General features: G+C 66.9%; 21 protein-coding genes. 7 read left to right on the top strand and 14 right to left on the bottom strand.

Annotated features, from left to right (window positions below; translation table 11 throughout):
• The first annotated feature begins 75 nt into the window (after positions 1–75).
• The 3 genes from mutM (at position 76) to mutY (ending at position 4,489) form a co-directional block, all read left to right on the top strand.
• The gene (mutM, locus tag AC1DKV_RS08580; protein ID WP_441613718.1) at positions 76–999 is read left to right on the top strand and encodes a bifunctional DNA-formamidopyrimidine glycosylase/DNA-(apurinic or apyrimidinic site) lyase; all 924 of its coding nucleotides are present in this window, start codon (positions 76–78) and stop codon (positions 997–999) included.
• Positions 1,000–1,281: 282 nt separating this feature from the next.
• Positions 1,282–3,225, top strand: coding sequence for a dynamin family protein (locus AC1DKV_RS08575; RefSeq protein ID WP_441649693.1), 1,944 nt, complete (start codon positions 1,282–1,284; stop codon positions 3,223–3,225).
• Positions 3,226–3,319: 94 nt separating this feature from the next.
• Positions 3,320–4,489, top strand: coding sequence for an A/G-specific adenine glycosylase (mutY, locus tag AC1DKV_RS08570; protein WP_441649692.1), 1,170 nt, complete (start codon positions 3,320–3,322; stop codon positions 4,487–4,489).
• Positions 4,490–4,647: 158 nt separating this feature from the next.
• Here the strand turns inward: mutY and AC1DKV_RS08565 are convergent, their stop codons facing one another.
• The 11 genes from AC1DKV_RS08565 to AC1DKV_RS08515 all read right to left on the bottom strand — a co-directional run bounded on the left by AC1DKV_RS08565 (position 4,648) and on the right by AC1DKV_RS08515 (position 13,684).
• Complete coding sequence (locus tag AC1DKV_RS08565) at positions 4,648–5,331, bottom strand: LON peptidase substrate-binding domain-containing protein (protein WP_441613715.1); 684 nt, start codon at positions 5,329–5,331, stop codon at positions 4,648–4,650.
• Between the two features lie 86 nt (positions 5,332–5,417).
• The gene (gene rapZ / locus AC1DKV_RS08560; RefSeq protein ID WP_441649691.1) at positions 5,418–6,335 is read right to left on the bottom strand and encodes an RNase adapter RapZ; all 918 of its coding nucleotides are present in this window, start codon (positions 6,333–6,335) and stop codon (positions 5,418–5,420) included.
• 124 nt (positions 6,336–6,459) lie between these two features.
• Positions 6,460–6,594, bottom strand: coding sequence for a PsiF family protein (locus AC1DKV_RS08555; RefSeq protein ID WP_441649690.1), 135 nt, complete (start codon positions 6,592–6,594; stop codon positions 6,460–6,462).
• Positions 6,560–7,531 (bottom strand): HPr(Ser) kinase/phosphatase, encoded by a 972-nt coding sequence (gene hprK / locus AC1DKV_RS08550; protein ID WP_017230420.1) that lies wholly within the window; start codon positions 7,529–7,531, stop codon positions 6,560–6,562. The genes AC1DKV_RS08555 and hprK overlap by 35 nt, the downstream gene beginning before the upstream one ends.
• Before the next feature lie 77 nt (positions 7,532–7,608).
• Positions 7,609–8,064, bottom strand: coding sequence for a PTS IIA-like nitrogen regulatory protein PtsN (ptsN, locus tag AC1DKV_RS08545; RefSeq protein WP_441613713.1), 456 nt, complete (start codon positions 8,062–8,064; stop codon positions 7,609–7,611).
• A 404-nt stretch (positions 8,065–8,468) separates the two neighbouring features.
• On the bottom strand, positions 8,469–8,819 hold the full coding sequence (gene hpf / locus AC1DKV_RS08540; protein WP_441613712.1) for a ribosome hibernation-promoting factor, HPF/YfiA family: 351 nt from the start codon (positions 8,817–8,819) through the stop codon (positions 8,469–8,471).
• Between the two features lie 49 nt (positions 8,820–8,868).
• Positions 8,869–10,344, bottom strand: coding sequence for an RNA polymerase factor sigma-54 (locus AC1DKV_RS08535; protein ID WP_441613711.1), 1,476 nt, complete (start codon positions 10,342–10,344; stop codon positions 8,869–8,871).
• 147 nt (positions 10,345–10,491) lie between these two features.
• Complete coding sequence (lptB, locus tag AC1DKV_RS08530) at positions 10,492–11,277, bottom strand: LPS export ABC transporter ATP-binding protein (RefSeq protein WP_441613710.1); 786 nt, start codon at positions 11,275–11,277, stop codon at positions 10,492–10,494.
• Between the two features lie 44 nt (positions 11,278–11,321).
• Positions 11,322–11,966, bottom strand: a complete 645-nt coding sequence (gene lptA / locus AC1DKV_RS08525) for a lipopolysaccharide transport periplasmic protein LptA (RefSeq protein WP_441613709.1) — start codon at positions 11,964–11,966, stop codon at positions 11,322–11,324.
• Between the two features lie 89 nt (positions 11,967–12,055).
• Positions 12,056–12,685, bottom strand: coding sequence for an LPS export ABC transporter periplasmic protein LptC (lptC, locus tag AC1DKV_RS08520; protein WP_441613708.1), 630 nt, complete (start codon positions 12,683–12,685; stop codon positions 12,056–12,058).
• 15 nt (positions 12,686–12,700) lie between these two features.
• Positions 12,701–13,684, bottom strand: coding sequence for a KpsF/GutQ family sugar-phosphate isomerase (locus tag AC1DKV_RS08515; RefSeq protein WP_441613707.1), 984 nt, complete (start codon positions 13,682–13,684; stop codon positions 12,701–12,703).
• A 151-nt stretch (positions 13,685–13,835) separates the two neighbouring features.
• Here AC1DKV_RS08515 and AC1DKV_RS08510 point away from each other — a divergent pair, with 151 nt between their 5' ends.
• On the top strand, positions 13,836–15,815 hold the full coding sequence (locus tag AC1DKV_RS08510; protein ID WP_441613706.1) for a monovalent cation:proton antiporter family protein: 1,980 nt from the start codon (positions 13,836–13,838) through the stop codon (positions 15,813–15,815).
• Positions 15,816–15,885: 70 nt separating this feature from the next.
• Here AC1DKV_RS08510 and AC1DKV_RS08505 read toward each other — a convergent pair whose 3' ends face one another.
• Positions 15,886–16,278, bottom strand: a complete 393-nt coding sequence (locus AC1DKV_RS08505; protein ID WP_441613705.1) for a ribbon-helix-helix domain-containing protein — start codon at positions 16,276–16,278, stop codon at positions 15,886–15,888.
• Between the two features lie 57 nt (positions 16,279–16,335).
• The gene (locus AC1DKV_RS08500; RefSeq protein WP_441613704.1) at positions 16,336–16,914 is read right to left on the bottom strand and encodes a DJ-1/PfpI family protein; all 579 of its coding nucleotides are present in this window, start codon (positions 16,912–16,914) and stop codon (positions 16,336–16,338) included.
• Between the two features lie 164 nt (positions 16,915–17,078).
• Here AC1DKV_RS08500 and AC1DKV_RS08495 point away from each other — a divergent pair, with 164 nt between their 5' ends.
• The 3 genes from AC1DKV_RS08495 (at position 17,079) to AC1DKV_RS08485 (ending at position 20,261) form a co-directional block, all read left to right on the top strand.
• Positions 17,079–17,651 (top strand): adenine phosphoribosyltransferase, encoded by a 573-nt coding sequence (locus AC1DKV_RS08495; protein WP_441613703.1) that lies wholly within the window; start codon positions 17,079–17,081, stop codon positions 17,649–17,651.
• Between the two features lie 44 nt (positions 17,652–17,695).
• Positions 17,696–18,304, top strand: a complete 609-nt coding sequence (locus AC1DKV_RS08490) for a LysE family translocator (protein ID WP_441613702.1) — start codon at positions 17,696–17,698, stop codon at positions 18,302–18,304.
• Between the two features lie 271 nt (positions 18,305–18,575).
• Positions 18,576–20,261 (top strand): Na/Pi cotransporter family protein, encoded by a 1,686-nt coding sequence (locus AC1DKV_RS08485; RefSeq protein WP_441613701.1) that lies wholly within the window; start codon positions 18,576–18,578, stop codon positions 20,259–20,261.
• Between the two features lie 31 nt (positions 20,262–20,292).
• Here AC1DKV_RS08485 and AC1DKV_RS08480 read toward each other — a convergent pair whose 3' ends face one another.
• On the bottom strand, positions 20,293–20,778 hold the full coding sequence (locus AC1DKV_RS08480; protein ID WP_441613700.1) for an adenosine-specific kinase: 486 nt from the start codon (positions 20,776–20,778) through the stop codon (positions 20,293–20,295).
• Positions 20,779–20,909 lie beyond the last annotated feature (131 nt).

Genomic DNA, 20,909 nt, shown 5'->3' with positions numbered 1-20,909 from the left:
TGCCTTGCTTGTCCGCATGGCGCCAGCGTACATGGGGTCTCTGGCGGTTTGAGTGGCGCGCAAGGGAGAGGTTCGATGCCTGAGTTGCCGGAGGTCGAAGTGACCCGGCGCGGCTTGCTGCCGCATGTGGTGGGACGGCGCATCGCCGAGGTGGTGGTTCGTCATCGCGGCTTGCGCTGGCCGGTGGAAGCCGGCCTGGAGGCGCAACTGGCCGGACGCGTGATCGCGCGCATCGAGCGGCGCGGCAAGTACCTGCTGCTGGAATGCGTGCGCGCCGCCGCGGACAGTACTTTGGCGGCGGAGCACGCAGGAGCGCACGCAGTTGCCCCGGCGCCCGCCGGCGACCGCGGCTGGCTGCTGATCCACCTTGGCATGACCGGCACCTTGCGTGTGCTGCCGCAGGCGCCCTCGCCGGGGGCGCACGATCATCTCGACCTGGTCCTTGCCGACCCGCTTGCGCCGGGCGGGGCTGACTCGCTCGTGCTGCGCTTTCGCGACCCGCGCCGTTTTGGTGCGGTGCTGTGGAGCCCGCTGGAAGAGGCCGCGCTGAACACGCATCCGCTGCTGCGCGGGCTCGGCATCGAGCCGTTCGACGAGCGTTTCGACGGGAGCTGGCTCTATCGCCACGGCCGCGGGCGCAGCGCAGCCATCAAGACGGTGCTGCTGGCCGGCGACATCGTGGTCGGCGTGGGCAATATCTACGCGTCGGAAAGCCTGTTCGCCGCCGGCATCCGTCCCACCACGCCGGCCGGCCGGCTGTCGCTGGCGCGCTGCGAGCGGCTCGCGGCGGCCGTGCGGGACACGCTCGCACGCGCCATCGAGCGCGGCGGCAGCACCCTGCGCGACTTCGTCGGCAGCGACGGCAGCAGCGGCTACTTCCAGCTGGACTGCGCCGTGTACGACCGCGCCGGTCATCCATGCCGGGTATGCGGCACCACCATCCGCCAGATCGTCCAGGGGCAGCGCTCCACCTTCTATTGCCCGACCTGCCAGCGTTGAACGGCATGCGGCTCGCCGCGGCAGGGCGCGCGGAGCAACGCCACGTAAAAGTGGCTCTTTGTTACCTTCCGGAGTATGTTGCGCGCGCCCGATGGGCCGGCGCAACACCGGGCGCGCACAGGCGCTTCGAATTTCACAAAAGTGCTTGGGAAACCTGTATCGTCGAGAACGTAAAAAAGTGTTACAGCATCCACAGCCCCCGTCCTGGCGCGAGCCGGCGTAGATTCCTGCGCGTGGCACCTGGCGCTGCCGCGGGGCTCAGCGCTCAAGATCCCAGTACCAATGACAACCCTCGTCCATCAATTCGAACAATACGGTGCCTGGAGAACCGGGGTACTCGATTCCCTGGCTGAATTCCGCTCGTGGCTGCAGCAGCACGATCTCTACGATGCGCAGGCTGACGAACGCGTGCAGCGCATCCAGGGCGTGCTCAAGAGTGACCGGCTCAAGGTTGCCTTCATTGCTGAGTTCTCGCGCGGCAAGAGCGAACTGATCAACGCCATCTTCTTTGCCGACTACGGCCGGCGCATCCTGCCGTCGTCGGCCGGGCGCACCACCATGTGCCCGACGGAGCTGCGCTACGACGAGAGCGAGGCGCCCTGCATACGCCTGCTGCCGATCGAGACGCGCATGCAGGAAGCCTCCACCGCCGACTTCCTCGACGTCGATTCGCACTGGCATACCGTGCCGCTCGATCCGTCGTCGCCCGACGGCATGCTCGCCGCCTTCCGCCACGTGATCGAGACCAGCCGCGTCACGCGCGAGATGGCCGAATCGCTGGGCCTGTACAACGACAAGGACCCCGACGCCGCGTACGCGCTCGACGCCGACGGCATGGTGGAGATTTCGCGCTGGCGCCATGCGGTGATCAACTTCCCGCATCCGCTGCTGCGCCAGGGCCTGGTGATCCTCGACACGCCGGGGCTGAACGCCATCGGTACCGAGCCGGAGCTGACGCTGCGCCTGATCCCGGATGCGCATGTGGTGGTGTTCATGCTCGCAGCCGACGCGGGCGTGACCAAGAGCGACCTCGAGCTCTGGCGCAGCCATGTCAGCGCCGGCCACCGCAAGGGTTGCCTGGCGGTGCTCAACAAGATCGACGGCCTGTGGGACCCGCTCAAGACGCCGTCCGAGACCGCGGCGGAGATCACGCGCCAGGTCACCACCAGCGCGCAGGTGCTGGGCATCGACGAATCGCGCGTCTATCCGGTGTCGGCGCAGAAGGGGCTGGTCGCCAAGGTGACGCACGACGACGACCTGCTTGCGCGCAGCGGCCTGCCGCAGTTCGAACACGTGCTGTCGGACCAGTTGATCCCGCAGCGGCGCGAGATCGTCGCCGACCAGGTGCAGCGCTCCGTGGAGGAGATGGCGCGCGGCGCGCAGCAGCTGCTGCAAAGCCGCCGCCGCAGCATCGTCGAGCAGTTGTTCGAGCTGCGCGGCCTGCGCGGCAAGAACCACGCAATGGTCAAGCACATGCTCTCGCGCGTGCAGTCCGAGAAGGAAGAGTTCGAGCAGAGCATCGCCAAGTTCCAGGCCCTGCGGCTGGTGTTCGGGCGGCACAGCGCCGACATCATCAAGAGCCTGCAGCTGCGCGACGTGCGTCGCACCATGCGCGACCGGCGCGAGCAGATGAAGGAAAGGTTCTTCTCGCGCGGCCTGCGCGAAGACATGGACAGCCTGTTCGCGCGGCTCGGCGAACTGGTGAGCGAGGCCGACCAGAAGATCGTCCAGCTCCATCAGCTCACCGAAAGCATGTACCGCCGCTTCAATGCGGAGCATGGCTTCACGCTGCCGGCGCCGATCCAGTTCGTCACCGCGCGCTATATCAGCGAACTGCAGCTGACGCTGACACTGGCCAATACGCACTTCGGCGCCATGAGCATGCTGACGCGTTCGCGCCCGCAGCTGGTGCAGAGCGCGTTCTCCACCATCTCCAGCCGCGTGCTGGAGACCTTCCGCGACCTCAACCGCGATATCGAGATCTGGCTCAAGTCGGTGATGACGCCGCTGGAGGCGCAGGTGCGCGAGCACCAGAAGCAGCTGCGCCGCCGGGTCGATTCGATCGAGCGCATCCACGAAGCCACCGACACGCTCGAGAGCCGCATCGCGCAGCTCGAGGAAGTGCTCAACGGCCTTGACGACCGCAGCGGACGGATCGAATCGTTCGCCGGGCAGATCCTGGGCTCGGAGGGCAGCGCCGCCCCGGCGCGGGCGGTTGCGGCCTGAGGCAGGGCACAGGCACGGCGGGGCCGTGGCGCGGGAGGCGGTATCATGACGCGCCGCCGCTCCCGGCGCCGCCGCCTTTCCCGTCACGTCTCCGATGCCCCGCAAGTCCGCCGCCCTGCCTGTTGATACTCCCGCCGCCGTAGCCCCGCCGTGCGCCGACTTTGCCGCCCGCGTGGTGGCGTGGCAGCGCGTGCACGGGCGCCATGACCTGCCGTGGCAGAACACACGCGATCCCTATCGCATCTGGCTGTCCGAGATCATGCTGCAGCAGACCCAGGTCAGCGCGGTGATCGAGTACTTCCAGCGTTTTGTAAGCCGCCTTCCCACGGTCGCCGCGCTTGCCGCCGCGAGCGCCGATGAGGTGATGGCCCTGTGGGCCGGGCTCGGCTATTACTCGCGCGCGCGCAACCTGCATCGCTGCGCCAAGGCCGTGATGAGCGAGCACGGCGGCGCGTTCCCGACCGATCCGGAGGTACTGGTGACGCTGCCCGGCATCGGCCGCTCCACCGCGGCCGCGGTGGCCGCGTTCAGCGCCGGCGTGCGATCGCCGATCCTGGATGGCAACGTCAAGCGCGTGTTCGCCAGGTTCTTCGGCATTCACGGACATCCCGGCGTCAAGGCGGTCGAGACCCGCATGTGGCAGCTGGCGGGCGAAGTGTTGCCGGCCGAGGGACCTGCGCAGTCCGAGGATATGGTGTCCTACACCCAGGGCCTGATGGATCTCGGCGCCACGGTCTGCTCGCGCGGCAAGCCTGCATGCCTGGGCGCGGCGCAGTCGTGCCCGCTGTCGGCGGACTGCGTGGCGCGCCGCGACGGCCTGACTGCCGTGCTGCCCACGCCCAAGCCGCGCGCCGCCATCCCCGAGCGCAGCACCGTGATGCTGCTGGTGCGGCGCCGCCGCGAGGTCCTGCTGGCGCTGCGCCCGGACAGCGGCATCTGGGGTGGATTGTGGAGCCTGCCTGAAATGCCGGTCGACACCGTGCCCTTCGATGCCGAGCAGGCCGAAGACGCGGCGCTCGAACGCGCCCGCGAATTCGGAACCCCGGACCGCGCCGCGATGGTCGGCGAGCTCACCCACGTCTTCACCCACTTTCGCCTGCTCATCCGCGCCATCCGCGTCGACATGAGCGGCGCGCTGGCCGTGCGCGATAGCGGCGACGGCCCGGCGCTGCGCTGGATCTCGCTCGACGACCTGGATGAAGTCGGCACTCCCGCACCGGTACGCAAGCTGCTGGAAACGCAAGCGCGGGGAGGCTTGTTCTAAGGGTGGGTCAGCAAGGGTGAAGAGATCGCAGCGGGCGGCAGGTGGCAGGCGGCAGGTGCGAGGAGCGCGGCCGTAGATGGGTACGGCGAGCACCACAGTGCCTGCCACCGCTTGCGCAGCAGATTTGCTCGTCCCTTCCTGAACCTTCCTGAACCTTCCTAGAGGATGTGGTGTTGGTGCATGTATTTGTGGACGATCTCGATCCGCATCCCCGCATCGGGCAGGGCCATCAGCATCTGCTTCGCCTTGAGCGGTACCGGCAGCAGTTCGCACAGGCGGTTCGCCACCCAGCTCGGGTCGTCCCACAGGAAAGGCTCGCTGAAGGGCAGCTTGCCGGGATGCTCGGCGTGCAGCGAGCTGACGATGCGGCGTAGCACGGTCAGGCATTCGCCCAGCAATTCGAGCTTGCAGTCGATGATGTCCGCAGGCAGCAATCTGGCCTGGCCCACCATCAGGCCGTCTTCGCGCACGCTGTGGCTGAGCAGCTGGAAGCGCTGCCGCCCGCGCGTGCTGATCAGCAGCACGCCGAGCTGCTCCATATTGCAATCGACGATATCCGCAAGGCAGCCGACCGTCTCCGGCATGGTGGGCTCGCCGGGATGCGCGACCTCGCTGCCGCTGGCGATCAGGCACACGCCGAAGGGTGTGCGGTCGCGCATGCAGGCACGCACCATGTCCACGTAGCGCGCCTCGAACACGCGCAGTGGCAGCAGGCCATCGGGGAACAGAACGGTGTGCAGCGGAAACAGCGGCAGGCTATCCAGCCGGGGCGGCGCCGGCGTAGCGGATGAGGACGGCGAGGTCGACGGGCCGGGAGCGGTGGGCGTGGCGCGTGAGGACATGCTGAGCCAGCAAAGGTTGCGCCCGGGCAGCGATGCCGGACACCGGCGGCCCGGGCGGGGACCGCGGAGCCTGGCGTCGCGGCATGTCAGCCGCCCGGCGCGAGCTCGCGGTGTCTCACCAGCACATTACCATGCGCGCGGAAATAGTTGGCAAGTCTTTCGGCGATGTACACCGAACGATGCTGGCCGCCGGTGCAGCCGATGGCCACGGTCAGGTAGCTGCGGTTGTCGGCGATGAAACTCGGCAGCCACTTTTCGACGTAGGCGCGGATATCCTCGGCCATCGCCAGCACCATCGGCTGGCTCTGCAGGAAATCGATCACCGGCTCGTCGCGCCCGGTCAGCGGCCGCAGCGCGAGGTCGTAGTAAGGATTCGGCAGCGAGCGCACATCGAACACCATGTCCGCGTCGCTGGGCACGCCGTGCTTGAAGCCGAATGATTCGAACAGCAGCGTGAGCCGCAGGTCGTCGTCCCGCACGAACTCCTTGATCCACGCGCGCAGGGTGTTGGTGCGCACATTGCTGGTATCGATGCGGTGCGCGGCTTCCGCCAGGGGGCTGAGCAGCTCGCGCTCCATCTCGATCGCTTCGATCAGCGAAGTGTCGTTGAGCGGCGCATCGGCATCGGGTGCATTGCCCGCATCGTCGCCCGTGGCGGCGGGCAGGCCGGCCTTGTCGATGCGCATCGACAGCGGGTGCCGCCGGCGGGTCTCTGAGTAGCGCTGTACCAGCGCATCGGTATTGGCCGTCAGGAAGACTACGCGGACCTCGTGCTCCGCGGCGAGGTCGCGCAGCGTGCCGGGCAACTGGTCCAGCGATTCGCGGCTGCGGATATCGGTGGCGACGCCGAGGTGGGTATAGCCCTGGGCGGCCAGGTAGCGCGCCAGTTCCGGGATGAACTGGGCCGGCAGGTTGTCGACGCAGTAATAGCCTGCGTCTTCCAGTACGTTCAGGGCGACGGATTTGCCGGAGCCGGAAATTCCGGTGATAAGTATGATGCGCATAGCGTCACAAGCATAACATCAGGCGATGACGCCGTCATGACGGTATCGTGACGGGCGGGCCTCATAAAAAATGACGAACCGGAGTTCGCCATTTGCACATGCGTCCACGAAAGGGCGACCCTTGTTACTTGGACAGGCATTCCTTCATGAATGCCTTGCGCTCGTCGCCCTTCTTCATGCTTGCAGCAATATAAGCAAACGAAAAGTGGCGCAGAAACCGCTTGTCAGAGCAGGCGGCCCTGGCCGCGCGAAGCGACATCGGCCTGCATCGCGGCACGCTGGCGGTCCATGAAATCACGCAGCGTATCGATGCCGCGCAGGCGCAGGATAGTGTTGCGCACGGCGGCCTCGACCAGCACGGCGAGATTTCGGCCGGCCGCCACCTGGATCTTGACCATGTGGATCGGCAGGCCAAGCACGTCGAGGTATTGGGAATCCAGCGGCAGGCGCTCGAACTCGCCATCGTTGCGCCGCACCAGCTGCACCACCAGCTTCATCTTCATTTTCCGGCGCACCGCAGTCTCGCCGAAGATGGTCTTGATGTCGAGCAGGCCCAGTCCGCGCACTTCGAGCAGGTTCTGCAGCAGCGGCGGGCAGCGGCCTTCGATGAAGTCAGGCCCCAGGCGCACGAAGTCCACCGCATCGTCGGCCACCAGTCCGTGTCCGCGCGAGATCAGTTCCAGGCCTAGTTCGCTCTTGCCCAGACCCGACTCGCCCATGATCAGCACGCCCATGCCGAGGATGTCGAGGAACACGCCGTGCATGGTCACGCGCGGCGCGGAAATCCGCGACAGATAGAGCCGCAGGTGGTCGATGACCGCGGCCGAGGATACCGGCGTGGTGAACAGGGGCGTGGACGAGCGCGTGCAGCGCAGTTCCAGGTCGGGGGGTGGCTCCATGCCGTCCGCGATCACCAGGAAGGGCGGCTCGAGCAGGATCAGCTCGCCCATCTGGCGTTTGCGCATTTCGTCGTCGAGACGCTGGTAATAGGTGATTTCGGGTTTGCCGAGCACCTGGATCCGGTTCGGGTGGATCAGGTTCAAGTGCCCGACGAGATCGGCGGCGGACGTGGCTTCACGCGCGAACTCAACGTCGAAGGCCCGGTCGGCCCCTTCCAGGCCAGCGACCCAGGAGAGTTTGATGTCGGCTGCGTTGTCGTCGAAGATCGACTGCGAGGTGACGCCAGTGAGTTCCATGCGGTGCTTTCGGGGGACAGGCTTTCAGGCCGGGGAGGCAACGGCCCTGTTGGCCGGGCAGGGCTTGCCCCGGCGGGTCAGGGATGCCATTGCGTCAGCAACTGGTGCACGGCATCGGGAGTGGGCAGGGTAGCGAGTCCTTCGCGCATTTCGCGGTCGGACAGCAGCTGGGCAATCTCGGAAAGGATCTCCAGGTGCTGCTGGGTAGCCTGTTCGGGCACGAGCAGGAAGATCAGCAGCGACACCGGCTTGCCGTCAGGCGACTCGAAGGGGATCGGCTCGCCCAGGCGCATGAAGGCGGCCAGGGGCTGCTTGAGGCCCTTGATGCGACCGTGCGGAATGGCAACCCCGGCTCCGAGGCCGGTCGAGCCCAGCGATTCGCGGGCGAACAGGTTGTCGGTCACGGTAGCGCGCGCTACGCCATGGTTGTTCTCGAAGAGGAGCCCGGCCTGTTCGAACACCCGCTTCTTGCTGGTGACGCTGACGTCGAGGTTGATGTTGCCGGGTGGCAGCAATTTAGCCAAACGATTCATGTGGAATGCGCAGGTTTTTCTAGTAAGCAGGCCCGTGGCCAGGAGAGGGCCGCACCAGGCAAAGGGGATAGAAAGGCTCGTGCCCTCGTTTCACCGGTTATCCCATGCCGGTGTCGGGCGTCTGGCCATTATAGAGCAGGCCCGCCCCCGCCTTGTGCATTGCAATAGCCGATGCGCGGAAGCGGTGCCGCGCGCACGGAAAAATTGCCGCGCTATTGCTTATGTATTGCACAGCATACACCGGGAGCGTGGCCTTGCGGAATCCCCTTGCGTGATTCGATACCGGCCGTAAATGCGGGAGAACGCCACAAAAATGTGCGCAAAAAAGCCGCGCATCGGGCGCGGCTTGTTCTGGTTTCAAGGGACTGACACCGACGGCCCCCTAGGTGGGCCGCCAGGCACGGTCATTGCTGCATCTGCGCTGCGGCCAATTGATACTTGACCGCTTCGCGGTCGTGGCTTTGCACGCGATCCTTGTGGCGAATCACCTGCCGGTCGAGCTTGTCGACTAGCGCGTCGATAGCGGCATACAGGTCTTCGTGATGCGCTTCGACAAAGATGTCCTTGCCCTTGAGATGTAGATTGATTTCCGCGTACTGCCGCCGGTCCTTTTCTTTTGTATTGTCGACAGATAGCAGCACACTTACGCCAATGACTTGATCGAAATGCCTGACGATACGCTCCAGTTTCGTTTCCACGTACTCACGCAGCGGGGGCGTGATGTCCAAGTGGTGTCCACTGATCTTGAAGTTCATAGCGTTTCTCCTTCTGAAAGAGTTGCATCAGGCAGGCGATGCAACTCGGCTACAAAGACTTGCGGAGATTTACGGCAGGGATTTTCAGCGCCTCGCGGTACTTGGCGACGGTACGGCGCGCCACCACGAAGCCTTGCTCGCCGAGCAGTTCGGCGATCCTGCTATCCGACAGGGGATTCCTGGGATCTTCGGCTCCTATGAGTTGCTTGATCAACGCTCGAATTGCCGTTGAAGAGGCCGCGCCGCCGGTTTCTGTGGATACGTGACTGCCGAAGAAATACTTCAGCTCGAAAGTCCCCATCGGCGTTGCCATGTATTTATTGGTTGTCACCCGAGAGATGGTGGACTCGTGTAGACCCAGTGTATCGGCAATCTCCCGCAAAACCAAGGGGCGCATCGCAATTTCCCCGTGGGTGAAGAAGTTCTTTTGACGTTCGACAATCGCTTGTGCGACGCGCAATATGGTGTCGAAGCGCTGCTGGATATTCTTGATCAACCAGCGTGCTTCCTGCAATTTTTGCTGCAGTCCGGCAGCCCCTGAATCGCCTTTTGCACCGCGCAAAATCTGCGCGTACATATCGTTGATGCGTAGCCGCGGCATCACATCCGGATTGAGTTGCGCGATCCAGCCGCCGCTCATTTTTCGCACGAAAACATCCGGCACCACGAAATCCGCCTCGGGGCGGCTATAGGCATGGCCGGGATACGGGGCGAGCGAGCGGATCAGTTCGTGCGCGGCCTTGAGGTCGGCCTCGTCGACCTGCAGCGCTTTCTTCAGGCGCGTGTAGTCGCGCACCGCGAGCAGCTCCAGGTGGCTGGTGACGATGGTCAGGGCCAGTTCGCGCTGCGGATGGGTGAGCCGGCGCAGTTGCAGCGCCAGGCATTCGGCGGCGTTGCGCGCACCTACGCCGGCCGGGTCGAAGCTCTGCAGCAGGGTCAGGACGGCGTGTACCTCGTCGATCTCGAACTCGAGTTCCTCGGGCAGTTCGGCGCAGATCTCCTCGAGCGAAGCGCTAAGGTATCCGTCGTCGTCCAGCGACTCGACCAGGAAGATCGCGAGCCCTTTGTCGCGCATGGAAATCTTCAGCGGCGCGAGTTGCTCCATCAGGTGCTCGCGCAGCGTCGGCTCGGCGTCACGCAGCTGCATCGGCGTCTTTTCGTCCTCGTCGCCCTGCGGGCGGCGGGCAAAGTCGTCGAGGCTCCAGTCGCTGCCGTAATCCTCGCCGCTGTCGGCGTAGTTGTCGTCGCCATCGGCGGCGCCGTCGGGGCGGTTCTCGCTGGTGCCCTGGCCATCGGCGGGCGCAGGCGCGGGCGCGCTCTGCAGGTTGACGGAGCCATCGGCACCCACGCGCAGCGGGCTTTCGATCCAGTCGTTTTCGCGTTCGAGCAGGGGGTTCTCGGTGAGCGCTTGCTCAACTTCCTGCTGCAGTTCGAGCGTGGACAGTTGCAGCAGCCGGATCGACTGCTGGAGTTGCGGCGTAAGCGCGAGATGCTGCGAGAGGCGGAGCTGTAGCGACGGTTTCATGCGACCTATTTTATGCGCAACTTCCATGCCGTTGGAACGGAAATTGCTATCGCTGATGCCGCCGTGATCGTTTGCAGGATGAAAGGCGACATGAACGCCGCCTGGCCGCGAATATCCCGGCTGCGCGGCAGTAGGCCGCGCCCCGCGTTACATGCGGAAGTTCTCGCCCAGGTAGACCTTGCGCACCGATTCGTTGGCAATGATGTCTTCGGGCTGGCCTGACGCCAGCACGGTGCCTTCGCTGATGATATACGCGTGGTCGCAGATGCCAAGCGTCTCGCGCACGTTGTGGTCCGTGATGAGCACGCCGATGTTGCGTGCCTTGAGGAAGCTGACGATGCGCTGGATTTCGCCCACCGCGATCGGGTCCACGCCGGCGAACGGTTCGTCGAGCAGGATGAAGCGCGGCGCGGAAGCCAGCGCACGGGCGATTTCCACGCGGCGGCGCTCGCCACCGGACAGCGACAGCGCCGGATTCTCGCGCAGGTGGGCGATCTGCAGGTCGTCGAGCAGCGAGTCCAGGCGTCGCTCGATATCCGCCTTGGACAGCGGCTTGCCGTCGTGCACCTGCAACTCGAGCACGGCGCGGATGTTCTCCTGCACGTTGAGCTTGCGGAACACCGAGGCTTCCTGCGGCAGGTAGGACAGGCCCATGCGCGCGCGCTCGTGGATGGCGAGGCCGCTGATGTGCTTGTCGTCGAGCACGATGTCGCCTTCGTCCAGCGCCACCAGCCCGACGATCATGTAGAACGAAGTGGTCTTGCCCGCGCCGTTGGGACCCAGCAGCCCGACCACCTCGCCGCTCTTCACGTCGAGCGACACGTCCTTGACCACCGTGCGCGAGCCGTAGCGCTTCTTCAGGTGGCGCACGACCAGGGTGCTGCTCTCGGTCAGGACGTTGGGCTGGGACGGTTCGGTTTGGGTAGCGGTCATGAAGGCTGAATCCGTGGATCGGGCGGCGCTGCTGCGCGCCGGCGTCAGGGGTTGGCGGGGGCAGGGGCCGGCTTGAGCGGCAGCGGACTGGCGGCGGCGCCGCTGGCGGGCTGCTCCTGGCGCGGCGAGAGCACCGCGCGCACGCGTCCGGACGGGCTGCCTGCCGTGGCGTTCTCGGCGCCGCCGGTGGCCGTGTAGAACTCGTTGCGGCTGTCGTAGGTGATCACGGCACCGCGGATCTCGTCGACCAGCTTGGCGCCGGCCAGGCGCGCCATGCGGGCGCGGCCGATCAGCTTGGAGATTTCCTGCTTGCCGTCGGACTCGATGCGGTCGCCCCAGCCGTCGATGTATTCGTCGACGTTGTCGCGCTTCTGGCGGATATAGGCCTGCTTGCCTGCCTTCGAGGTGGCCACGGCGTACTGGTAGCCCTCGGGGTCGGTGCGCACTTCGGCCGCATCGGACTTCAGCACCATGGTGCCCTTGGTCAGCACCACGTTGCCGGTCAGTACGTACACCTGCTTGACGTCGTCGTAGCTGGCATTGTCCGCCTCCAGCACCAGTGGCTTGTCGCGGTCGGCCTTCTCGGCGCGGGCGGGCGCGGCCAGCGCAAGGCCGAGCATGGCTGCCAGCGTCAGCAGGGCAGCCGTGCTGCGACGGCGACAGGACGATGTCGTCAGGAATGGATTCATATTGGCGTGGTGGCGGTTGGCGCGGGCGGCTCTGGCCCGCGGGCGGCTTCGTTTCTTGGCTGTTTCCGGGCGCGGCGCGTCAGGCTTCGTCAGGGCTGCTTCGCGGCGCTGGCCGGCGGCCCCGTAATGATGGTGCCGTGTACGTTACCCAGCAATTGTACTTCGCGGGTGACGTTGTTGAAGATCAGGCCGTTGGCGGTCATCACCGACGGGCCGCGCGTGAGCTTGACGGCCTTGTCGGTCTTGACGATGTCGTCGTTGACCAGCACCTGGAAGTACTCGGACGCAGCGGTCATCTGCGGATCCTTGGCGGGATCGGGCCCCTGCGCGCGCACGATCAGCGCGTTGCCGAACAGGTCCACCACCGAGCCCTCGGCATTCATGGTGCCGCGGTCGGAGTGGCCGGTCACCGGCGGGCGGTCAATCTCATAGGCGCGCATGGCCGGGCGCGTCACTTCGTAGGTCTGGTCGTCCTCGAAGTGGGTCATCTTGTCGCCGGTGAAGCGCATCTTGGTGTTTCCGTCCTCGGCAAGCTCCGTGGCGGAAAAATGGATCATGTAGTAATCCGGCTCGTGCTTCTTGCCGACCGGGCCGGTGGCGGCTTCGCGCGGCGAGTTGACCTGCACCAGCCAGAAAGTGCTGCCCGCCACCAGCGCCATCAGCAGCAGTGGCAGCAGCCGCATTCCGAGCCGGCTCACGGAGGACAGGAGATCCCGCATATGCTGTGGCCGCCCTCAGATGACCTTGGCGCGGGTCAGGTCGTGGATATGCAGCGCGCCGACCAGGCGGTGCTCGGCGTCGACCACCAGCATCTGGTTGATGCGGTTCGCCTCCATCACCTGCACCGCTTCCACGGCCAGCTGGTCCGGGCCCACGGCGTGTGGCGCGCGGTGCATGACCTCGCTGATCGGCACCGTCTTCCAGTCGCGGGGGGTCTCCAGCAGGCGGCGCAGGTCGCCGTCGGTGAACACGCCGATCAGGTGATCGTCCGGATCCACCACGGCGGTCATGGCCATGCCCTTGCGCGTGATTTCCATCAGCGCCTGTGCCAGCGGTGTGCTTTCGCGCACCTTGGGCACCGCGTTGCCGCTGCGCATGACATCGCGCACATGGGTCAGGAGCTTGCGCCCGAGCGCGCCGCCCGGGTGCGAGCGGGCGAAGTCTTCCTCGCCGAAGCCGCGCGCGTCGAGCACCGCCACCGCCAGCGCGTCGCCCATCGCCAGCGCGGCGGTGGTGCTGGCGGTCGGCGCCAGGTTGAGCGGGCAAGCTTCCTTCTCGACGCCGGCATTGAGGTGGGCGTCGGCCATCTTGGCCAGCGTGGAGCCGGGATTGCCGGTCACCGAGATCAGCTTGGCGCCGATGCGCTTGACGATCGGCAGGATCGACAGCAGCTCGGCGGTCTCGCCGGAATTGGAGAAGGCGATCAGCACGTCGTCGCGCGTGACCATGCCGAGGTCGCCGTGGCTGGCCTCGGCAGGATGCACGAAGAACGAGGGCGTGCCGGTCGACGCCAGCGTAGCGGCCACCTTGCGGCCGATATGCCCGGACTTGCCGATGCCCGACACCACCACGCGGCCGCTGCACTCCAGCGTGAGCTGCACGGCATGCGCGAATTCGCCGTCCAGGCGGCCCGCAAGGGCGGCAACGGCGTCTGCTTCGATCTGGAGGGTCTCGCGAGCAAGCCGAAGTGCTCGATCCGCATTGAAATTAGCTATCATGGCGACGAAGTATACCAACGAATGCGATGGCGCCTTGCCTGTTCCGGGGATCGGGCAGCAAAGGCGGCCGCCGCGCTTGCCGTAATCCGCCGGCAGGGTCGCCCGCGCCGGGCGTGGCCCTGTCCCGGGGCGGCGTACCAGGCCCTTGTCGATGCACTCTCCGCTGGACCTGACTCTCGTGTTGCTGGCCGCCGCCGTGTTCGGCGTGGTCGCATTCCGCATGCTGCAGCTGCCGCCGATGCTGGGATACCTGGCGGTCGGCATCCTGATCGGTCCTCACGCGCTAGGCCTGGCCAGCGATACCGCGCAGACCAAGTACCTGGCCGAATTCGGCGTGGTCTTCCTGATGTTCTCGATCGGGCTGGAGTTCAGCCTGAGCAAGCTCAAGGCCATGAAGCGCCAGGTGTTCGGGCTGGGCGGCTCGCAGGTGGTGCTGTCGATGCTCGTGGTGGTGCCGGCGAGCTGGCTGTTCAACTGGGCGTTCCCGATGACCTGGCAGGCTTCGGTGGCGCTCGGCGGGGCGCTGGCGATGTCGTCCACCGCAATCGTGTCCAAGATGCTCTCGGAGCGCCTGGAGCTGGAAAGCGAGCACGGGCGCAACATCATCAGCATCCTGCTGTTCCAGGATCTGGCGGTGGTGCCGCTGCTGATCGTGATCCCCGCGCTGTCGCGCGATCCCGGCGACATGGCCATGGCGCTGGCGCTGGCCACGCTGAAGATCGCGGTGGCCCTGAGCCTGATCTTCTTCGTCGGGCAGAAAGTGATGAGCCGTTGGTTCCACGTGGTGGCCGCGCGCCGCTCGCAGGAACTGTTCATGCTCAACCTGCTCCTGGTCACGCTCGGCATGGCGGCGCTGACCGAGCGGCTCGGGCTGTCGATGGCGCTGGGCGCCTTCATGGCCGGCATGCTGATCTCCGAGACGCCCTACCGCCACCAGGTGGAAGAAGACATCAAGCCCTTCCGCGACGTACTGCTCGGGCTGTTCTTCGTCACCATCGGCATGTTGCTCAATATCCACGTGGTGCTGGACCACCTGTGGCTGGTGCTGGGGCTGCTGGCGGTGCCGATCCTCTTCAAGCTGCTGCTGATCTCCGGCCTGGCACGCGCGTTCGGCTCGCGCCAGGGCGTGGCGATCCGCACCGGCCTGGGCCTGGCGCAGGCGGGCGAGTTCGGCTTCGTGCTGCTCAACCAGATCGACGGGCTGAACCTGGTCGATCCGGTGCTGATCCAGGTCATCCTGGCCTCGATGCTGCTCTCGATGCTGGCCGCGCCCTTCCTGATCCAGTACAGCGATGCCATCGTGCTGCGCTTCGCCGCCAATGAATGGCTCATGCAGTCGCTCAACATGACGCGCATCGCCGCGCAGAGCCTGCAGACGGAAAAGCACGCCATCATCTGCGGCTTCGGCCGCAGCGGGCAGAACCTCGCCCACATGCTCGAGCGCGAGGGCATCACCTATGTCGCGCTCGATCTGGACCCCGACCGCGTACGCGAGGCCGCGGGCGCCGGCGACACCGTGGTGTACGGCGACGCCGGCCGGCGCGAGGCGCTGATCGCCGCCGGGCTGCACCGGGCCGCCGCCATGATCATCACTTACGCCAACACACCTTCCGCCCTCAAGGTGCTGCACCACGTGCAGGAGCTCGCGCCGGCCCTGCCGGTGATCGTGCGCACCGTGGACGACTCGGAACTCGACATCCTGCAGAAGGCCGGCGCCACCGAGGTGGTGCCGGAGATCATCGAAGGCAGCCTGATGCTGGCCTCGCACGCGCTGGTGCTGCTCGGCGTGCCGATGCGCCGCGTGGTGCGCGGCGTGCAGCAGGCGCGCGACGCGCGCTACAGCCTGCTGCGCGGATACTTTCACGGGCGCGACGACGAAGAGGATATGGTCGAGCGCGACTCGGTGCGCCTGCATTCGGTCTCGCTCGGCCCCGACGCCACTGCGCTCGGGCGCAGCCTCGGCGCGCTGGGGCTGGAACGCATCGGGGTGGAGGTGACGGCAGTGCGCCGGCGCGGTATCCGCGCCTTCGACCCCCAGCCGGAAACCGTGCTGGAGCCGGGCGACGTGGTGGTGTTGCGCGGGCAGCCGGAGGCGCTGGAGGCGGCGGAAAAACGCATGCTGACGGGCTGAAGGGCGCACGGCCCGCAAGGACGGCCTGCAAGCACGCCCCGCAAGCGCCCGGCAAGGCACGGCTGTGGCGCTATGCCGCCACGCGGCTGGCGGTTTTCGATCCTTCCACGCTGTCGGCCCATGACGGCGGCAGGCCTTCGAGCACGGAGCGCGCGTCGAGCGAGCGGATCGGGATGCTCGGATCGGCCGGGATGCGGCCCTCTGCCTGCAGCATCAGGTACCGCAGGCAGCACACGCGCAGGAAGGAGGTGAAATTCGCCGCCTCGCCGCGGTAGGCGGCCAGTTCGTCGTGCAGCCGCGTGATGAGCTGGCCCACGCTCATGCCGTCGCGCCCGGCCAGCGTTTCCAGGACTTCCCAGAACAGGCTTTCCAGCCGGATGCTGGTGGCCACGCCGTGCAGGCGCAGCGAGCGCGACTGGCAGAGGTACGACTCCGGGTTGGCCCGGATAAAGATTTCGCACATGGGGGACTCCGGTTCGGCGCGGCCCGGCGCAAAGGGCGGGCCGCGTTTCGGCAGCCTCTACTGTACGATCCGGGTGCCCAGCACCGCAAGGAACTGCGCCAGCCAGGCCGGATGCGCAGGCCATGCGGGCGCGGTCACCAGGTTGCCGTCGGTGTGGGCCTGGTCCACGGGGATGTCGGCGTATTTGCCGCCAGCCAGGCGCACCTCGGGCGCGCAGGCCGGGTAGGCCGAGCAGGTGCGGCCCTCCAGCACGCCGGCCGCGGCCAGCAGCTGGGCGCCGTGGCAGACCGCGGCGATCGGCTTGTTGGCGCTGGCGAAGTGGCGCACGATCTCCAGCACACGGTCGTTCAGGCGCAGATACTCCGGCGCGCGCCCGCCCGGGATGACCAGCGCATCGTAGGCGACGGGGTCGACCTCGGCGAAGGTCGCGTTCAGCGTGAAGTTGTGGCCGCGCTTCTCGCTATAGGTCTGGTCGCCCTCGAAATCGTGGATGGCGGTCGCGCAGCTGGCGCCGGCCTTCTTGTCCGGGCAGACCGCATGGACCGTATGGCCCACCATCTGGAGTGCCTGGAAAGGCACCATGGTTTCGTAGTCCTCGGCGTAGTCGCCAACCAGCATCAAGATCTTTTTTGCCATCGCGGTCTCCTGTATGGTTACGGGTGCCCGGCGGAACGGCGCGCAAGCCTGCGCGCCCGGCCCCCCTGGTACCAGCCCATTGTGTTGCCGTTCGCGGCAGCCCGGGTGGTAGCCCATTACCGCATCCGGCCTGCCACGGCGGCAGGCTGTCAGAACGAGTTCCCATGCCCAATACCACTATCCAGTCGTCCGCCCTCGGCCACGTCACCGACTACCTGCGCGAGCGCATCCGCACCGTGCCCGACTGGCCGCAGCCCGGCGTGATGTTCCGCGATATCACGCCTCTGCTGCAGGATCCCAAGACCCTGCGCGTGCTGATCGACGTCTTCGTCCACCGCTATATGGACGCCCGCCTGGACCTGGTCGCCGGCATCGACGCGCGCGGCTTCATTCTCGGCGCCATCGTGGCCTACGAGCTCAACCTCGGCTTCGTGCCGATCCGCAAGAAGGGCAAGCTGCCCTTCCAGACCGTGTCCGAGGAATACGAGCTGGAATACGGCAGCGCCACCGTCGAGATCCACGCCGACGCCTGCAAGGCCGGCGACCGCGTGCTGCTGATCGACGACCTGATCGCCACCGGCGGCACCATGATGGCCGGGCGCAAGCTGCTCGAGCGCCTGGGCGCCACGGTGGTGGAGGGCGCCGCCATCGTCGACCTGCCGGAGCTGGGCGGTTCGCGCCATCTGCTCGACAGCGGGCTGCCGCTGTTCACGGTGTGCCGCTTCGACGGCCATTGAGGCGCGCCGCGCGCTCACCTGGATAGACCACCGGAGCCTGTTCCATGCCGGATCTCATGCTGTTCCTCGTCACCTCGGTGGCCATCACCCTGGCTCCCGGGCCCGACAACCTGCAAGTGCTGGCGCGCGGCATGGCGCAGGGGCGCCGCGCCGGCGTGGCGGCGGCGCTGGGCTTTGCTTTCGGTTGTCTCTTCCACACCGTGGTGGCAGCCGTGGGGCTGGCGGCCGTGCTGCGTTCCTCGCCGCTGGCCTTCCAGTGCATCAAGTTCGCGGGGGCCGCCTACCTGATCTGGATCGGCATCCAGGCGCTGCGCTCGCGCGGGGCGCTGGGCAAGGCCGCCGACACGCCGGAGGTGCCGCTGTCCACGGTGTTCCGCCAGAGCGTGCTGGCCAACCTGATGAACCCCAAGGTGACGCTGTTCTTCCTGGTGTTCCTGCCGCAGTTCGTGCGCGCCGATGCCGCCCACCCGGGCTGGCAGATGCTGGTGCTGGGCGTGGTCTTCATGCTGCAGACGGCGGTGGTGTTCTCGCTGTTCGGGCTGTTCGCGGGTGTGCTGGGCGACTGGCTCAAGCACCGTCCGCGCGCCGGCCGCTGGCTTGACCGCGTTGCCGGCGCGATCTTCGTGGTGCTCGGCATCAAGGTCGCGCTATAGGCCCGGACGCCCGGGCATCCGGACGCCCGAACAGCCCGGACGCCCGGTGTCCGCGCGGCCCCGCTGCCGCCCGGACTGCCGGCACTGTTGCGCAGTTCCACGCGCCATCCCCATGGCGTTGCCCGCACATGCATGCGGGCGCATAATGCCCCATTGACAACAACGATACGATGACCGGGCGGCAACTTGCGGCCGGCATTTGCCTCAGCCTTCATGCCGGGCTCCGGCACCTGCCATCGCAACGGCGGCACCGGTCACAGAAGGGTGGACCATGGGCGTTTTACTTCATTTGCTTTCCGGCGTGGCGCTGCTGGTTTGGGGCACCAACATCGTCAAGGTGGGCATCTTGCGCGTGTACGGCGCCAACCTGCGCCACGTGCTTTCCTCCAGTATCTCCAACCGCCTCTCGGCCTTTGCCGCCGGGCTCGGCGTGACCGGCCTGGTGCAGAGCAGCAATGCCACCGCGGTGATCGTCAGTTCCTTTGTCGGCCAGGGCCTGATTGCCGTGGCACCGGCGCTGGCCATCATGCTGGGCGCCAACGTGGGCACCGCGATCATGGTGCAGGTGTTCTCGCTGGACCTGTCGTGGCTGTCGCCGCTGCTGATCTTCGTCGGGGTGATCCTGCACCTGTCCTGGAAGGGCAACAAGCCCGGCCACGTCGGCCGCGTGCTGATCGGCCTGGGGCTGATCACGCTGGCGCTCGAGCTGATCTCCATCGCCACGCGCCCGGTGGTGCAGGCAGCCGGCGTCAAGGTGCTGTTCGGCACGCTGACGGGCGATCCGACGCTCGACATGCTGATCGGCGCCTTCCTCACCATCCTGTGCTACTCGAGCCTGGCAGTGGTGCTGTTCTGCGGCGCGCTGGCCTCGGCCGGCGTGGTTTCGCTGCACGTGGCGCTGGCCCTGGTGCTGGGCGCCAACCTCGGCTCCGGGATCTCGGCGCTACTCACCACCTCGGGCAACAACCAGCCCGGCAAGCGCGTCACGCTGGGCAACCTGCTGTCGCGCCTGCTTGGCTGCGTGGTCGCGCTGCCCCTGCTGGGGCAGGCCGAGAGCCTGCTCGCGCTGTTCGATGCCGACCCGCAGCGGCTGGTGGTGAACTTCCACCTGCTGTTCAACGTGGCGCTGGCGGTGTTGCTGCTGGGCGCCACCGGCCCGCTGGCGCGCCTGTGCGAGGCGGTGCTGCCGGGCCGCAATACCGGCGACAGCCAGGTCACGCCGCGCCACCTGGACCTGGCCGCGCTGTCCACGCCCGCGCTGGCGCTGTCCAACGCCGCGCGCGAAGTGCTGCGCATCGGCGACCGCATCGAGCAGATGCTCGACAACATGCTGCGGGTGCTGCGCAACAACGATGCCAAGCTGGCCGCCGCCACCTGCCGCATCGACGACGAGGTGGACGACCTCTACACCGCCATCAAGCTCTACCTGACCCAGATCAGCCTGGAGGCCCTCGACGAGCGCGACGGCCGGCGCTGGACCGAAATCATCTCGCTCACCATCAACCTCGAGCATGCCGGCGACATCATCGAGCGCATCCTGCTGGATGCGCGCGACAAGAAGATCGCCCACAACCTGGCCTTCTCGGAGGCAGGCATGCAGGAAATCGCGCAGATGCATGCGCGCGTGGTGGCGAACCTGCGCCTGGGCTTGTCGGTCTTCCTCTCCGGCGACCTCAGGAGCGCGCAGCAACTGATGGCCGAGAAGGCCACCTTCCGCGACCTGGAGCGCCAGTACGCGCGCACCCACCTGCAGCGCATCGCCGTGCAGACCGCGGAGAGCATCGAGACCAGCTCGCTGCACCTCGACGTGATCAGTGACCTCAAGCGCCTGAACTCGCTGTTCTGCGCCACGGCCTACCCGGTGCTGGAAGAGGCGGGCGTGCTCAACCGCAGCCGCATGAAGGAGGACGACGGCGAGCCGCCGGTGCGGGCAGTGCCGTCCGCCCAGGCGCACTGAGGCGCGGCCCGCGCCCGGCGGGCGCGGGATGTCAGAGCTTGTAGCCGATCTGGCGCAACAGGTCGCGCCGCCAGGCGATGTCGGCGTCGGTTTCCAGCCCGAGCGGCGGCTCGCCGTCCACCACGCCCAGTACCGCGCGGCCTTGCGCGGTCTGCGCGATCACCACCTCGACGGAATTGGCCGTGGCGCAGTAGATCCTGCAGACCTCGGGCACCGCGCGCACCGCGCCCAGCACATTGACGGGATAGAAGCCGTCGCCCAGGAACAGCAGGAAGCTGTGCCCGGCGCCGATCGCCATGGCGTTGCTGCAGGCCAGGTCGATCAGCCCGTCGTCGTTGCCGGACCAGCGCACCAGGCGCTTGCCCGAGGCTTCGCAGAAGGCCAGCCCGAAGCGGATGCCCGGCACCGCGCCGACCAGCGCCTCGTGGATGTCGTCGACGGTCTTGATGAAGTGCGACTGGCCGAAGATGAAGTTGGTCGCCTCCGGCTTGGAGACCGGTACTACGCTGAGTTCCATGGCCATGCTCCTGCATCGACCCGAGCGAATCGGGATCTTCCGCAGTCCATGGTAGGCCGCGCGGTGTCGAATGCAAGGCGCCACCGCCGCGGGGGCGCGCACGGCGGCGCGCCGGCCAGGCCGATGCGCGC

The sequence above is a fragment of the Cupriavidus sp. 05T41 genome (genome assembly GCF_056396525.1).
This window is presented reverse-complemented; position numbering and strand designations above follow the sequence as displayed.